This window comes from Amycolatopsis sp. WAC 04197, assembly GCF_003947475.1.
Classification (GTDB): Bacteria; Actinomycetota; Actinomycetes; order Mycobacteriales; family Pseudonocardiaceae; genus Amycolatopsis; species Amycolatopsis japonica.
Map to the genome: position 1 here is coordinate 141882 of NZ_QHJK01000006.1, position 12378 is coordinate 154259.

The 12378-nt window shown below is 69.9% G+C and carries 17 protein-coding genes; 9 read left to right on the forward strand and 8 right to left on the reverse strand.

Annotation, left to right across the window (positions count from 1 at the left end):
• Positions 1-16: 16 nt before the first annotated feature.
• On the reverse strand, positions 17-1462 hold the full coding sequence (locus tag DMC64_RS22840) for an alpha/beta hydrolase (RefSeq protein WP_125735216.1): 1446 nt from the start codon (positions 1460-1462) through the stop codon (positions 17-19).
• A 245-nt stretch (positions 1463-1707) separates the two neighbouring features.
• Here DMC64_RS22840 and DMC64_RS22845 point away from each other — a divergent pair, with 245 nt between their 5' ends.
• The 6 genes from DMC64_RS22845 to DMC64_RS22865 are packed head-to-tail and all read left to right on the forward strand — an operon-like array spanning position 1708 to position 4880.
• Entirely contained in the window at positions 1708-2172 is a 465-nt protein-coding gene (locus DMC64_RS22845; protein ID WP_037345013.1) for an Asp23/Gls24 family envelope stress response protein, read from the forward strand.
• 41 nt (positions 2173-2213) lie between these two features.
• Positions 2214-2390 (forward strand): hypothetical protein, encoded by a 177-nt coding sequence (locus DMC64_RS43000; protein WP_016335849.1) that lies wholly within the window; start codon positions 2214-2216, stop codon positions 2388-2390.
• A gap of 5 nt (positions 2391-2395) precedes the next feature.
• Entirely contained in the window at positions 2396-2782 is a 387-nt protein-coding gene (locus DMC64_RS22850) for an Asp23/Gls24 family envelope stress response protein (protein WP_016335850.1), read from the forward strand.
• Positions 2779-3306: a DUF6286 domain-containing protein gene (locus tag DMC64_RS22855; RefSeq protein WP_125735217.1), complete on the forward strand. Its 528-nt coding sequence runs from the start codon at positions 2779-2781 to the stop codon at positions 3304-3306. Before DMC64_RS22850 ends, DMC64_RS22855 begins: the two co-directional genes overlap by 4 nt.
• Positions 3303-3869: an alkaline shock response membrane anchor protein AmaP gene (locus DMC64_RS22860; protein ID WP_125735218.1), complete on the forward strand. Its 567-nt coding sequence runs from the start codon at positions 3303-3305 to the stop codon at positions 3867-3869. Before DMC64_RS22855 ends, DMC64_RS22860 begins: the two co-directional genes overlap by 4 nt.
• 60 nt (positions 3870-3929) lie before the next feature.
• Entirely contained in the window at positions 3930-4880 is a 951-nt protein-coding gene (locus DMC64_RS22865) for an SDR family NAD(P)-dependent oxidoreductase (protein ID WP_125735219.1), read from the forward strand.
• On the opposite strand, the gene DMC64_RS22870 is transcribed toward DMC64_RS22865, so the two are convergent.
• The 3 genes from DMC64_RS22870 to DMC64_RS22880 form a co-directional block, all read right to left on the reverse strand.
• Positions 4861-5568, reverse strand: coding sequence for an anti-sigma factor domain-containing protein (locus tag DMC64_RS22870; RefSeq protein ID WP_125735220.1), 708 nt, complete (start codon positions 5566-5568; stop codon positions 4861-4863). The two genes, DMC64_RS22865 and DMC64_RS22870, sit on opposite strands and share 20 nt — an antisense overlap.
• Complete coding sequence (gene sigK / locus DMC64_RS22875) at positions 5565-6161, reverse strand: ECF RNA polymerase sigma factor SigK (RefSeq protein WP_016335855.1); 597 nt, start codon at positions 6159-6161, stop codon at positions 5565-5567. The genes DMC64_RS22870 and sigK overlap by 4 nt, the downstream gene beginning before the upstream one ends.
• Positions 6162-6255: 94 nt before the next feature.
• Positions 6256-6723, reverse strand: a complete 468-nt coding sequence (locus tag DMC64_RS22880; RefSeq protein ID WP_125735221.1) for a MarR family winged helix-turn-helix transcriptional regulator — start codon at positions 6721-6723, stop codon at positions 6256-6258.
• A gap of 86 nt (positions 6724-6809) precedes the next feature.
• Here DMC64_RS22880 and DMC64_RS22885 point away from each other — a divergent pair, with 86 nt between their 5' ends.
• Positions 6810-7916, forward strand: coding sequence for a cytochrome P450 (locus DMC64_RS22885; protein WP_125735222.1), 1107 nt, complete (start codon positions 6810-6812; stop codon positions 7914-7916).
• Between the two features lie 45 nt (positions 7917-7961).
• Here DMC64_RS22885 and DMC64_RS22890 read toward each other — a convergent pair whose 3' ends face one another.
• From DMC64_RS22890 to DMC64_RS22900, 3 genes are all read right to left on the reverse strand, one after another.
• Positions 7962-8168 carry a CsbD family protein gene (locus tag DMC64_RS22890; protein WP_016335858.1) on the reverse strand — a complete coding sequence of 69 codons (207 nt, stop codon included), beginning with the start codon at positions 8166-8168 and terminating at the stop codon, positions 7962-7964.
• A gap of 101 nt (positions 8169-8269) precedes the next feature.
• Positions 8270-9151, reverse strand: coding sequence for an alpha/beta fold hydrolase (locus DMC64_RS22895; protein ID WP_125735223.1), 882 nt, complete (start codon positions 9149-9151; stop codon positions 8270-8272).
• Positions 9151-9651 carry a hypothetical protein gene (locus DMC64_RS22900; protein WP_037344996.1) on the reverse strand — a complete coding sequence of 167 codons (501 nt, stop codon included), beginning with the start codon at positions 9649-9651 and terminating at the stop codon, positions 9151-9153. Before DMC64_RS22900 ends, DMC64_RS22895 begins: the two co-directional genes overlap by 1 nt.
• Positions 9652-9789: 138 nt before the next feature.
• Between DMC64_RS22900 and DMC64_RS22905 the strand changes: the two genes are divergently transcribed.
• A complete protein-coding gene (locus DMC64_RS22905; protein WP_037344995.1) occupies positions 9790-10401 on the forward strand; it encodes a LysE family translocator in 612 nt (203 codons plus the stop codon).
• An 11-nt stretch (positions 10402-10412) separates the two neighbouring features.
• Positions 10413-11060: a B3/4 domain-containing protein gene (locus DMC64_RS22910; protein ID WP_125735224.1), complete on the forward strand. Its 648-nt coding sequence runs from the start codon at positions 10413-10415 to the stop codon at positions 11058-11060.
• On the opposite strand, the gene DMC64_RS22915 is transcribed toward DMC64_RS22910, so the two are convergent.
• On the reverse strand, positions 11047-11976 hold the full coding sequence (locus DMC64_RS22915; RefSeq protein WP_125735225.1) for a Ku protein: 930 nt from the start codon (positions 11974-11976) through the stop codon (positions 11047-11049). The two genes, DMC64_RS22910 and DMC64_RS22915, sit on opposite strands and share 14 nt — an antisense overlap.
• Positions 11977-12378: the final 402 nt, after the last annotated feature.

Below are 12378 nucleotides of genomic sequence, written 5' to 3' on the forward strand. Positions count from 1 at the left end.
CTTCACGCTCCCAGCATCACACGGGACCGCCGGTACAGCGGGCCGGGGCGGCGGGAATCGTCGAATCGACCAGATACCGGCTCACCGCATCGTCCACACAGGACGATCCGCCGCCGAAGACGGCGTGCCCGACGTCCTCATTGGACAGAAGCACCGCGGATTTGAGGCTTTCCGGCAGCCGCCGCGCCCAGCCATACGGCGTCGCTGCGTCCTTCGTGGTCCCGACGAGCAGGATGGGCGGCGCGCCGTCCGCCCGGATCGTCCTGGACGGAGCGGCGCCGGTGGGCAGGAAGGCGCAGCCGAGCGCTTCCGTGCCGGACGAGAGCCGGGAAACGCGGCGAAGCTCTCGCGCGGCGTCCTCGTAGGCCGCCAGATCGGTGGGATGGGTCCGGTCGAGGCAGTTGACGACGGTGAGCGCGTCGGTCGTGTCGGTCGAGGTCTCCGGCTCGTCGGCGGGCTCGTCGGACGCGCCGTCCGAGGGAGCGTCGGCGCCGAGGATGATTTCCGACAGCTCCGCCCAGTCCGCCGGAAAAGTGAGCTTCGCGGAGATCTCCGAACGAAGAGCGCTCCCTTCACCCGCTTTGTCCGCTTTGGCCAGCACTCGGTCCACGGTGGCGAGGATTTCGGTCTCGTCGCGGCCGGGGCACGGTTTGCCGGTCCTCGTGGCACATTGCTTCGCGTAGGTCAGCAGGGTGTCTTCCACGCCTTTCGCCTGCTCGACGGTGTCGGCCCGCCAATCGAGATAGGTGTTGTCGACGCCGTCGAGCACCATGGCGCGGATCTTCTTCGGGAACCGGTCGGCGTACAACTGGCCGATCCGCGTGCCGTAGGAGTAGCCGAGGTAGGTCAGTTTCTCCTGGCCGGTGACCACCCGCAGGACGTCGAGGTCGCTGACGACGTCGTCGGTGCCCAGGTGCCGCAGCACGTTCTCCCCGGTGTTCTTCAGGCACGCCTCGGCGTACTGCCGGGTGCTCGGGACCTCGCCGCCGATCAGCGGCAGGCCCTCGGGAGCCTTCGAAGCGGGTTCTCCCTCGGTGTCGCAGCGGAGCCGCGGTTCGCTGCCGCCGATCCCCCGCGGATCGAAGCCGACCAGGTCGAACCTGGCGCGGACCGGGGCGGGCCAGGTGCCCGCGATGTCCTTCACCATGGCGACACCGGACTGCCCGGGGCCGCCCGCACCGGCGACGAGCGTGCCGATCCGCTCCCCCGGCCGGGTCGCCGCGGCCTTGATCACCGGCAGCGTGAACTTCGGCCCGTCCGGCCGCCGGTAGTCCACGGGCACGGTCAGCTTCGCGCACTGCAGGGCTTCGCAGGGGCGCCAGTCCAGGGTCTGCCGGTAGAACGACGTCAGCGACGCCTCGTGCTCCGGTTCGTCCACTTTGGTCACCGTCGCCGGAGTTCCTTGCGACGTGGTGCATCCGGCGACCAGCGCGATCGACACCAGCACGCACTTCCAGCTCACCCGAAACCTCTTTCTTGGAGACACCTGACGATCCAACCCCGCGGCCCGTCGCGCGCGCGACCCTCGACGGGAGGGAAAAGGGCGACGGCGTCGGCCGCGGGGACTAGGCCGAAAGACATACCCGCCGGCTGTGAGATCCAGACCACACGATCGGGTCGTGACGATCTTCGCGCGGCTGGGTCTATTGAGTGTGGAAGCGAAGAACTTCCACCGCAGGCAACGGAATCCGAATTGAGGAGATCGCGATGACGAACACCGCCACCACCGCCAAGCCGAACTCGAACTCCACCGCCCCCGCCGAGAACAGCGCGCTCGTCTCCACCCAGGGCGTGACCACGATCGCCGACACCGTCGTGCAGAAGGTCGCGGGCCTCGCGACCAGGGAGATCACCGGTGTCCACGCGCTGGGCGGCGGCGCCGTGCGGGCGTTCAACGCGCTGCGCGAGCGCATCCCGGGCGCCACCGCGTCCGCCGGGCAGGGCGTCTCCGTCGAGGTCGGCGAGCGCCAGGCCGCGGTCGACCTGCAGATCGTCGTCGAATACGGCGTCGCGATCGCGGATCTCGCGAAATCGGTGCGCCGCAACGTGATCGGCGCGGTCGAGCAGATGACCGGGCTCGAGGTCGTCGAGGTCAACATCAACGTGTCCGACGTGCACATCCCGGGCGACGACGACGCCGACGACAACGCCGAGTCCGGCCGAGTCCAGTGACCATCGGCGCCGGTCCGCGCCAGACAGCAAGGAGAACGTTCATGAACGCCACCCAACTCGGCCTGTTGACCGGTCTCGTGCTCGGCGTGGCCGGCGCGTTCGGCGGCTTCGGCGCCTTCCTCGTCGTGCTCGTGCTCGCCGCGCTCGGCCTGCTGGTCGGCAGGTTCCTCGACGGCAAGCTCGACCTTTCGGCCCTGGCGGGCCGCGACAGGGGCTGATCGCCATGACGACCATGACCGCCGCCGCGCCCGGAACGGACGGGCGCGGCGGGCTGACCGTGGCCGACGGCGCCGTCGAACGGATCGCCGCGCGGGCGATCACCGAGGTCGACGGCGTCGGCGGCGCGGCTTCCCGGGTGCTCGGGATCGCGGTCGGCGGCGAAGACCTCGACCAGGGCGCCAAGGTGAGCGCGCACGTCACCGGTTCGACGACCACTTTGGACGTCCGGCTTTCGGTGAAGTACCCGCTTTCGGTGCGCGCCACCACCGAGGCCGTGCGCGAGCATCTGATCCGCCGCGTCGGCGGGCTCTCGGGCCTGACCGTCACGCGGGTCGACATCACCGTCACCGCCCTGCATTCCGGGGAGACCGAGACGAGGAGGGTCCGATGAAACGGCGCCCACGCCGCAGCGTCCCGGCCGTGCTGGTCGCCCTCGTGGTGCTCGCCGGCTGTGTCCTGGCCGCCATCGTCGCGGTCCAGACGATCATCGGGGAGAAACCGTGGATCAGCTACGACGCCCTCGCGTCCGCACTGCACGACCTCCGATGGAGTGATCCTCTTCCGGCGATCGCCGGCGGCGTGGTCGCGCTGCTCGGTCTGCTGCTCCTCGTGAGCGCGGTCGTCCCGGGGAAGCCGACCGTGCTGCCGCTCGAAGGCGGCACGGATTCAGGCGCCTCCCGCCGCAGCTACCGATCGACCCTGCGCACCGCCGCATCCACTGTGGACGGTGTCTCGGCGGCGAAGCTGAAGGTGAAGCGGCGCGCGATCGTCTCGGTGGTGACCACCGGGCGGACGAACACCGCGGGGCTCGCCGACGCCGTCCGCTCCGCCATCGAGCACCGCCTAGCCCAGATCGGCCCCGCCACCGTTCCCGCCGTGCGGGTCCGGGTCAAGGCCACCAGGAGCGCGTCATGACCGACCTCAACCGTCCCGCCCGGCTGAACCGCACCCTGCTGGTGCTGACCGGGCTCGTGCTGATCGCCGGTGGCGGGTTCGCCGTCGGCACCCATTTCGGCCGGATCCCGCTGCTGGATCCCGGCACCACGCTCGTCCCCGGCACCGCCATGCCGCCCCCGTGGGTCTGGTACGCCGTCGCCGGGGGCGCGGTGCTCCTCGGGCTGCTTGCCCTGCGCTGGCTCATCGCGCAGCCCGTCCGCAAACCCAAATCCCACACCTGGCGTTTCGAGCAGGACACCGGCCGGACCGCGCTGGCCGCGAACACCGCGGTGGAACCCTTCACGGCGGAGGTCGCGACCTATCCCGGCGTCCACGCGGCGCACGCCACGCTCGGCGGCACCCAGGACGCGCCGGTGCTGGCCGTGGTGCTGAGCGCCGAACAGGACGGCGATCTGGCCGCGATCCGCGCACGGATCACCGAGGAAGGCTTGCCGAGGCTGCGCCAGGCACTGGATCTCGACGAGCTTCCGATGACCATCGAGTTCCGTTTCTCCGCGAAGGCCGGGCCCCGCATCCGGTAAGAGGTTTCCGCGGCACCCTCGCCGGGAAGTCGCGTACCACGACCGAGGAGGAGCATCCGCATGTCCACCGTGACCCGCGCCGCCGACACCGTGCTCGACCGGACCCTGCTCGGGTACGGCAACATCGGATACCTCCTGCGCCGGACCTGGTGGCCGGAGGATCCCGCGCCGGACGCGCTCGCGGGCAAGGTCGCCGTGGTGACCGGCGCGAAGGCGGGCCTGGGCAAGGCCACGGCCATCGGCCTGGCGAAGCTGGGCGCGACCGTTCGCATCGCGATCCGCGGCGACGGTGACGCCGCCCGCGCCGAGATCGAGCGCGCCGTCCCCGGTTCGCGGATCATCGCCGACCACTGCGACGTCAGCCTGATCTCGTCCGTCCGCGACTACGTCAAGAACCTCGACGGCGAGGTCGACGTCCTCGTGCACAACGCCGGGGTCATGCCCGCGGAACGCACGGAGACGGCCGAGGGCAACGAACTCATGCTGGCCACGCATGTGCTCGGGCCTCATCTGCTGACCGCGTCGCTCCGGCCGAAGTTCGCCGACGGCGCGAGGGTGATCTGGGTCAGTTCCGGCGGCATGTACGGCCAGCCGCTGCGTGCCGACGACCTGCAGTACCGCCGTGACGAGTACAAGCCGGCCGCCGGCTACGCGCGCACCAAACGGATGCAGGTGGTGCTCGCCGAACTCTGGGCGGACCGGCTGGACGGCTCCGGGGTCACCGTGCACAGCGCCCATCCCGGCTGGGCCGACACGCCCGGGGTCGCGACCTCCCTGCCGACGTTCCGGAAGCTGACCGGCCCGCTCCTGCGGAACCCGGAGCAGGGCGCGGACACGTTCGTCTGGCTCGCCGCCGCCGCGGAACCGGGCCGGTACAACGGCATGTTCTGGCACGACCGCGTCCAGCGCCCGACGCACTACCTCGGCAAGACCCGGGAAACCGCCGCGCAGCGCCAGGAACTCTGGCAGGCCTGCGAGCGGCTGACCGGCGCTAGGACAGATCGACCATGACGACCGCCGGAACCGTCGGCGCGGGCGAACCTCCGGCCGGTTCCGCGGTGATGCCGACCCGGTCGATCCCGCCCGGCAGCTCCGCGAGCACCGGCTGAGTCCGATGTGGACCGTCCGGCGCCAGCAGACCGGCGGAATGCACCCCGCTCGCCCCGATGAGCCACACCTGATACGCCTTGCCCGCCGCGAGGGGCGGGAGTTCACCGGGCAGTACGACGATCTTGCCCTGCCTCCGCGACGTCACGACCGTGGTCGTCCCGCGTTCGGCACCCTTGACCGTCGAGGCGTCGGGCGCGGTGAGCACGGCGTTGACGGAGGCCAGCTGCTGTTGCGCGGGGTCGGCCCCTGGATCGGTGGTCGTGGTGACCAGGCCGAACACCAGCGCTCCGACGGCGGCCGCCGCGGCACCCCAAAGAGCGACCCGGGTCTTCACGACCCCGCCGCGACGCGCGAGCGAGGGCGGCCACTGACGGGTGTGGGCGACCCGCGTGAGTGTCGCTTCCCTCAGACTCGGTGGTGGCGCGGTGGCCAGCGCCCTCCCCAACCGCGCGGCGGTCTCCCGGAGTTCCCGGACCTCTTGGCCGCACGCGGGACAACCCCGCAGGTGTCGTTCGAACGCCGCGGCCTCTTCCGCCGGGACGGCGTCCAGGGCGTAAGCCCCGGTCAACGTGTGCAGCTCGGCGGTCATTGCCCCACCCCCAGGCAGTCGCGCAGCCGGATGAGGCCGTCGCGGATGCGGGTCTTCACCGTGCCGGGCGCGGTGTCGAGCACCTCCGCGACCTCCGGGTACGTGTAGCCGTTGTAGTAGGCCAGCACCACCGATTCGCGTTGCAGGTCGGTCAGCGCGGACAGGCACTGGCGCACCCGCTGCTGCTCCAGGTTGCTGATCGTGGACTCGGCGACCTCGTCGAAGGGGCGCCGGAAATCGAGCCGGCCCGCACGGTCGTCCCGGTCGAGCGCGGCCTGATGCGATCGCACCCTGTCCACCGCCCGCCGGTGCGCGATGGTGAGCACCCAGGCCAGCGTGCTCCCCTTGCCCGGTTTGAACCGCGCGGCCGTCCGCCACACCTCCACCAGGACCTCTTGGGTGACCTCCTCGGCGAACGTGCCGTTGCGCACGACCCTGTTCACCACACCCCACACCGGTCCCGCCACGACGTCGTACAGGTCGGCGAACGCCTGTTCGTCGCCGGCCGCGACCCGTTGCATCAAACTCGTCTCGGCGGGCTCCGTTCCGGTGCCGCCGCTTCCGCGCGGACTCGTCCGCACACCCTCGACCATCAAGCTGCCTCCACCTCACCCGACGCCCGGCTACGCGGTTACCAGGGCGTCCGGGAGGGATTCGGTGCCGAGAGCGGATCGGACTGGTCCGGCGTCAGGCCTGTTCTTCGAGCACGTTGTCCATTGTGGACTTCAGCTGGCGGAGGAAGCCCTCGAAGCGCTCGATCTCTTCCGGCGGGTACTGCGCCACCAGGGCCGCGAGCCCGGCGCTGAACGGGCCGAAGAACTCCCGCGCGGGCGCCTGGATGTCGGCGCCGCTGCGCAGCGTCACCACCCGACGGTCGGTGTTCTCCCTGGTCCGCACCACATAGCCGAGGTTCTCCAGCCGGTTGAGCAGGTTCGTGGTCGCGCCGGAGGTCAGGGCGATGCGTTCGCCGAGCCGGGCCGGGGACAGCGGCGAGCCGGTGTCTTCGGCGTAGAGGATCTCCACCAGTGCGGCGGCATCGGTGGCGTGCAGGCCGAGCCAGTCCGCGAACCGCCGGGTGAACTCGGTGTAGTTCGCCCCGAAACTCCGGAGGCCGTCCAGGAGCGACGCGCTCCGCGCCGCGACATCGTCCGCCATGGCCCCTCCTCGATTCGGTGCTTTGACAACCTACCGGCCGCAAATATACCTTCATAGTGAAGCTACTTTCTCATGAAGGAGTTCTTTTGCTCCCCGATCCGTTCGCCGCGTCGACCCGCGGCATCACCGAACCCGACCCCGTCCGTCCCGCGCTGAGAGCCGCCGGCCCGCTCGTGGAAGTGGCCGCCCCCGAGGGCGGAAGCGCGTGGATCGTCACCGAGGAGAAGCTGGCCCGCGAAGTCCTCTCCGATCCCCGCATCGCCAAGGATCCGGCGCTGGCCCCCGCGGGCTGGACGGCACTCGAACAGACCGCCGCCGAACAGCCGTCCCTCACCACGCTGGACGGGCCCGAACACACCCGTCTGCGGCGAGCGCACGCGCCGCTGCTGAGCGCCAAACGGATCCAGGCGCAGGCGGACCGGATTCACCGGATCGCGCGCGCCCTGCTGACGGACCTCGGTAACGAGACCGTCGATCTCATGGACGGGTTCTCCACCCGGTTCCCGTTGACGGTGCTGCTGGACCTGCTCGGCATCCCGCTCCAGCTGCTCGACGCGGCCGTGGACGCCTGCCGCCGCATGTCGGATCCCGAACCGGGTGCACAGGGCAAGGCCATCGCCGCGATCGCGGATCTCGCCGCCGCGGGGCTCACGCCGAACCGGAACGGGCTCGCGACCGAACTACGCGACAGTCTGCCGACCGGAACGTCCGAAAAGGACCTGCGGTATCACCTGTTCGCGTTGATCTTCGCCGGGCAGCTGACCACCGACGCCTCGATCGGCTTCCTGATCTCGCGGCTTCTGAACGGGGACAAGGCATCCGTGAACGACCTCGTCCGCGAAACGCTCAAGGACCATCCGCCCGCGCCGTTCACGCTGTGGCGGTTCACCACCGTGGAGCTCGACCTCGCCGGGATCCGGCTTCCCGCCGGGGCGCCGGTGCTCGTCGACATCCAGGGCATCAACACGGACCCGGCGAGGAAACCGGGCCCGGATCTGACTTTCGGGGCGGGGCCGCACTTCTGCGTCGGCGCCCAGCTCGCGCAGCTCGAATTGCGCGCGGTGGCGACGGTGTTGCGCACGGACTTCCCCGAAGCCCGGCTCGCCGTGCCGTACGGCGAACTCCGGCAGACGTTCCTCGGCGGCATCCAGGGCACACGGCTCACGAGCCTGCCGGTGCGGCTGCGCACCTGAACCGGGCCGGGGCGCGGGAAACCGCCGCCCCGGCCCGAAAGACCGCTACTTCTTGAAGGTGTCGCGGATCTTGTCCGCCGCGTCGCCGACGGCGTCCTTCACGTTCTCGACGGCGCCCTTGAGGCCGGCCTTCGCCTGGTCCGCCTGACCTTCCGCGCGCAGTTCGTCGTTGCCGGTGGCGTCGCCGGCGGCCTCCTTGGCCTTACCGCCGAACTCTTCGGCCTTGTTGCTGATCTTGTCGCCCAACGACATCGGGTCCTCCTCCGTCCGTGGCGCCCGGATCGTGCGCCCTACGTCCGAAGGACAGACGAAGATCGGGATTCGTCACGCACACGGACGGGTGATCGCCCTCACTAAAGCAGAGACGTCACCGCGGCGGCGAACGCTTCAGGTGCCTCCTGAGGAACGTTGTGCCCCACCCCCGGGAGCACCCGATGCGTGTACGGCCCGGTGAAGTACTCGCGGTCGCCCTCCGCGCTGGGCCCGCCGACGCCGTCGTCCCCGCTTTCCAGCACGACCGACGGCACCGTGATGGCGGGCTCCCGCGCGATCAGGTCTTCGAGCGCCTGATACCGCGGATCACCCTCCGCGAGACCGAACCGGTGCCGGTACGAATGGATGACGACGTCGACGAAATCCGGATTGTGGAGGCTCCGCGCGCTCGCCGGGAACGCCGCGTCGGCGCCGGCCCAGGTCGGCGACCAGGTGCGCCACAACAGGGCGCACAGCTCGTCGCGGTTCTCCGTCAGCCCTCGGCGGCCGCGCTCGGAATGGAAGTAGTACTGGTACCAGTACGTGCGTTCCCATTCCGGCGGCGCCGGTTCCCCGGCGTAAGCGAGGTTCTGGACGTTGTAGCCGTCCACCGACACCAGTCCGCGCACGCGCTCGGGCCGGAGCGCCGCCACGATGCACGCCGCGCGGCCGCCCCAGTCGTATCCGGCGACGACGGCGTTTTCCAGCCCCAGCGCGTCCATGAAGTCGAGCAGATCCTGCGCGAGCGCGGCCTGCTGCCCGGAGCGGGGCGTGGCGTCGTCGAGGAACCGCGTCCCCCCGAAACCGCGGAGATACGGGACGTACACCGATGCGCCGCCCGCCGCGAGGACCGCGGCGACCTCGTCATAGGCCCGGACGTCGTACGGGAACCCGTGCAGCAGGACCACCGGCGGCCCGCTCGCCTCGCCGAGGTGTTCGTATTCGATCTCCAGGACCGGGGTGGCGACGCGGTTCGTGGCCATCAGCCGGACCAGCCGCTCAACCTCGTCAAAAGCCGTTCCAGGACTTCGGGATCGGCGCCAACGGGCTCACCGGAGACCGGTTCGTCCACCAGCGTGCGCCGGTCGCCTCGCCTCGGCAGCCGGACCTGTCCGGCCGACAGGCCGCCGGGCAGTGGCAGCTCGCACCAGACGGTCACGCCGCCGGTCGCACTCGGCGCCACCCCGGTCCGCTCGCCCGGCGCGGGCGTCGGCACCGGAAGGCCGTCCAGTTCGTGGTCGACCTCGATGACCAGCACGTCCGACCGCAGGCGCAGTCTGAGCGTCAGGAACGGCGGTTCCTTCGGATCGGCCGCGTCGACCAGCGTGCCCACCAGTCTGGCGGCGGCGGTCTTCGCCTGATCGAGCAACGGCCGCAAGGACCAATCCGACAAGATGAGACGGACGAAGAGCTCGGAACACAACACGGCGTTCGGTTGTGCCACCAGCCGGAGGTCGTCCACCTGGGAAGTGCGCGCGCTCAAACCAAGGCCTTCCTCGTCGACGTGCGAGCGTGCATCATGCCACTCCATCCGGTGAACCCGTCGATCAACCCTTTGGTCCAGTGAAGCGGCACGGGTTTGGCTCTGTCCACGAGGCCAAACAACGCGCACAGTGACCTCGTGAGCATCGCCTTCCTGATCACCACGCTGGTCGTGGTCGCCACGCCCGGCACCGGCGTGGTCTACACCCTTTCCGCCGGGCTGGCCAGGGGAAGACGCGCGAGCGTCCTCGCCGCGACCGCCTGCACCCTCGGCATCGTCCCCCACATGATCGCCGCGATCACCGGCCTCGCCGCGCTGCTGCACGCCAGCGCGGTGGCGTTCGAGATCCTCAAGTACCTCGGTGTGGCGTACCTGCTCTACATGGCGTGGGCGACGCTGAAGGACCGGGAAGCCATCGTCGTGGAGGGCGATCCCGAACCCACGTCGGCGCTGCGGACGATCACCTCCGGCGTCCTGATCAACGTCCTGAACCCGAAGCTGACACTGTTCTTCTTCGCGTTCCTGCCCCAGTTCGTCCCGGCGGGCGAGCCCGGTTCGCTCCTCCGGATGCTGCTGCTGAGCGGGGTGTTCATGCTGGCGACGTTCGTGGTGTTCAGCGTGTACGGCGTCCTCGCCGCCGGCGTGCGGCACCACGTTCTGTCCCGGCCGCGCGTGCTCGCCTGGCTCCGGCGGATCTTCGCCGGTTCCTTCGCCGCGCTCGGCGCCAAACTCGCGTTCACCACCCAGTAGACAGGTCCAGCATGCGACTCCAGCACCACCCGGACATCCGATCCGCCCACCCCGGCCTCGCCGTCGGCACGCTCCGAGCCACCGGGATCACCCCGGAGCTGCCGGTCGATCTCGAAAAGTTCGTCGCGCGGGCGACGCGGCGGCTCGCCGACGGCCCGGAATCGGAGTTCCCCGAAATCCAGGCGTGGCGGCGGGCGTTCGCCAAAATGGGCCTGAAGCCGACGCAGTACCGCTGTGCGTCGGAGTCTTTGCTGCGCAGGCTGCGGAAGGAAGGCACGCTCCCCCGCATCCATCCGGTGATCGATCTCTGCAACGCGGTTTCGGTCGCCTACGCCATCCCGGTCGCGGTGCTCGACATCGCGAAGATCAGCGGCTCGCTGGAAGTCCGGCACGCGCGCGGCGACGAGAAGTACGTGACCTTCACCGGCACGGTGGAACAGCCGAACCCCGGCGAGGTGATCTTCGCCGACGAGGACGGTCAGGCCCACGCGCGGCGATGGACGAACCGGCAGAGCGGGCACTCCGCGGTCTCCGCCACGACGTCCGATGTGCTGATCGTGTCCGAAGGGCTGCACGCGACGGCGGCGGAGGACGTCCGGCTGCTGATCGAGGCGATCGCGGGCGAACTCTCGGCAGCTGGCGTCGTCACGAGGCCTTGAGCGCCTTCTCCAGGCTCGCGCGGTTCATCTTCGACCGGCCCTTGATGTCCCGTTCCCTGGCCAGCTTGTCCAGTTCCGCCTTCGACAGCGAAGAGAGATCCTTCTTCGCTGCCGGCTTCTTCGCCCCGGACTTCTTCTTGGCCTTCCCGCTCTCCACGCTCTTCGAAAGCGCCTCGAACAGGTCGACGACCTTCGTCGGCTCCCCGGGCTCGGTGGCGGGCGTGATGGTGTCGCCCTTCTTCTTGGCCTTGATCAGCTCCCGGACACGGTCGGTGTAGGTGTCGCGGTACTCCTCGGGCCGCCAGTCGTCGCTCATCGCGTCGATCAGGTTGACGGCCATGTCGAGTTCCTTGCCGCGCGCCTTCGCCTTGCCGGGGAGGTCCGGCAGCTGCTCGACGGGATCCCGCAGGTCGGCCGCGAAATGGAGAGTGTTGAGCACCATCACGCCGTCACCGGAGCGCACCAGCGCCAGGTATTCGCGGCCGCGCATGACGAATTTGGCGATCCCCGCCTTGCCCGACGAGTCCATCGCCTCGAGCAGCAGCGCGTACGGACGCTCGAACTCGTCCTTCGCGGGCGCGAGCCAGTAGGTCTTGTCGAAGAACATCGGGTCGATGGCGTCCAGCTCGACGAAGCTCTCGATGTCGAGCGACTTCGACCGGCCCGGCGCGATCTCGTCCAGTTCCTCCTGCTCGACGACGACGTACTCGCCACTGTCGAGCTCGTAACCCTTGACGATGTCTTCGTAGTCGACTTCCTTGCCGGTGCGTTCGTTCACCCTCCGGTACCGGATGCGGTCTTCGGTGCCGCGCTGGAACTGGCGGAAGTGCACCGTATGGTCTTCGACCGCGCTGTACAGGCGGACCGGGACGGTCACCAGACCGAGCGAAAGCGAACCGCTCCAGACCGGGCGCATGGGGCACACTCCTCTCCTCCACCGACCTGGTACCCATGATCGCGGAGGATCACACCTGGTCATGGACGCGGAGAAGGGGGCTACCAGGGCGGTTGGCCACCCCCAGTACGAAGGCCAACCGCCGCGGAGCCCCTACCCGCGGTTCGGCGCGCTGCCCCGTCGGGCCGAGCCGCAGCTGTGCCTTCAGCTTTCCAAGGGCCTGCATCGGAATTACATCGGCTCTCCACCGCCGGACATCCGCGCAGTTCAGGGGCCGCGGGGCGTAGAATCGGAAAGGTTTCAGGGCGGGCCCGCGCACGCCTGTTAGGCCGAATGCAGTACGGCGTGCCCCGCGCCGACCTGGCTGGAGGCCGAAGCGGTGGGCTAGGGTGCCGATCAGCCGGCGAACGGACTGGAGGTAGT

Excerpts from the sequence above, each read along its gene's own strand:
- DMC64_RS22915 (WP_125735225.1), bottom strand. The coding sequence starts at position 11,976 with ATGCGCCCGGTCTGGAGCGGTTCGCTTTCGCTCGGTCTGGTGACCGTC.
- DMC64_RS22855 (WP_125735217.1), top strand. The coding sequence starts at position 2,779 with ATGAAACGGCGCCCACGCCGCAGCGTCCCGGCCGTGCTGGTCGCCCTC.
- DMC64_RS43000 (WP_016335849.1), top strand. The coding sequence starts at position 2,214 with ATGAACGCCACCCAACTCGGCCTGTTGACCGGTCTCGTGCTCGGCGTG.
- DMC64_RS22890 (WP_016335858.1), bottom strand. The coding sequence starts at position 8,168 with ATGTCGTTGGGCGACAAGATCAGCAACAAGGCCGAAGAGTTCGGCGGT.
- DMC64_RS22845 (WP_037345013.1), top strand. The coding sequence starts at position 1,708 with ATGACGAACACCGCCACCACCGCCAAGCCGAACTCGAACTCCACCGCC.
- DMC64_RS22865 (WP_125735219.1), top strand. The coding sequence starts at position 3,930 with ATGTCCACCGTGACCCGCGCCGCCGACACCGTGCTCGACCGGACCCTG.
- DMC64_RS22880 (WP_125735221.1), bottom strand. The coding sequence starts at position 6,723 with ATGGCGGACGATGTCGCGGCGCGGAGCGCGTCGCTCCTGGACGGCCTC.
- DMC64_RS22910 (WP_125735224.1), top strand. The coding sequence starts at position 10,413 with ATGCGACTCCAGCACCACCCGGACATCCGATCCGCCCACCCCGGCCTC.
- DMC64_RS22860 (WP_125735218.1), top strand. The coding sequence starts at position 3,303 with ATGACCGACCTCAACCGTCCCGCCCGGCTGAACCGCACCCTGCTGGTG.
- DMC64_RS22870 (WP_125735220.1), bottom strand. The coding sequence starts at position 5,568 with ATGACCGCCGAGCTGCACACGTTGACCGGGGCTTACGCCCTGGACGCC.
- DMC64_RS22895 (WP_125735223.1), bottom strand. The coding sequence starts at position 9,151 with ATGGCCACGAACCGCGTCGCCACCCCGGTCCTGGAGATCGAATACGAA.
- DMC64_RS22850 (WP_016335850.1), top strand. The coding sequence starts at position 2,396 with ATGACGACCATGACCGCCGCCGCGCCCGGAACGGACGGGCGCGGCGGG.
- sigK (WP_016335855.1), bottom strand. The coding sequence starts at position 6,161 with ATGGTCGAGGGTGTGCGGACGAGTCCGCGCGGAAGCGGCGGCACCGGA.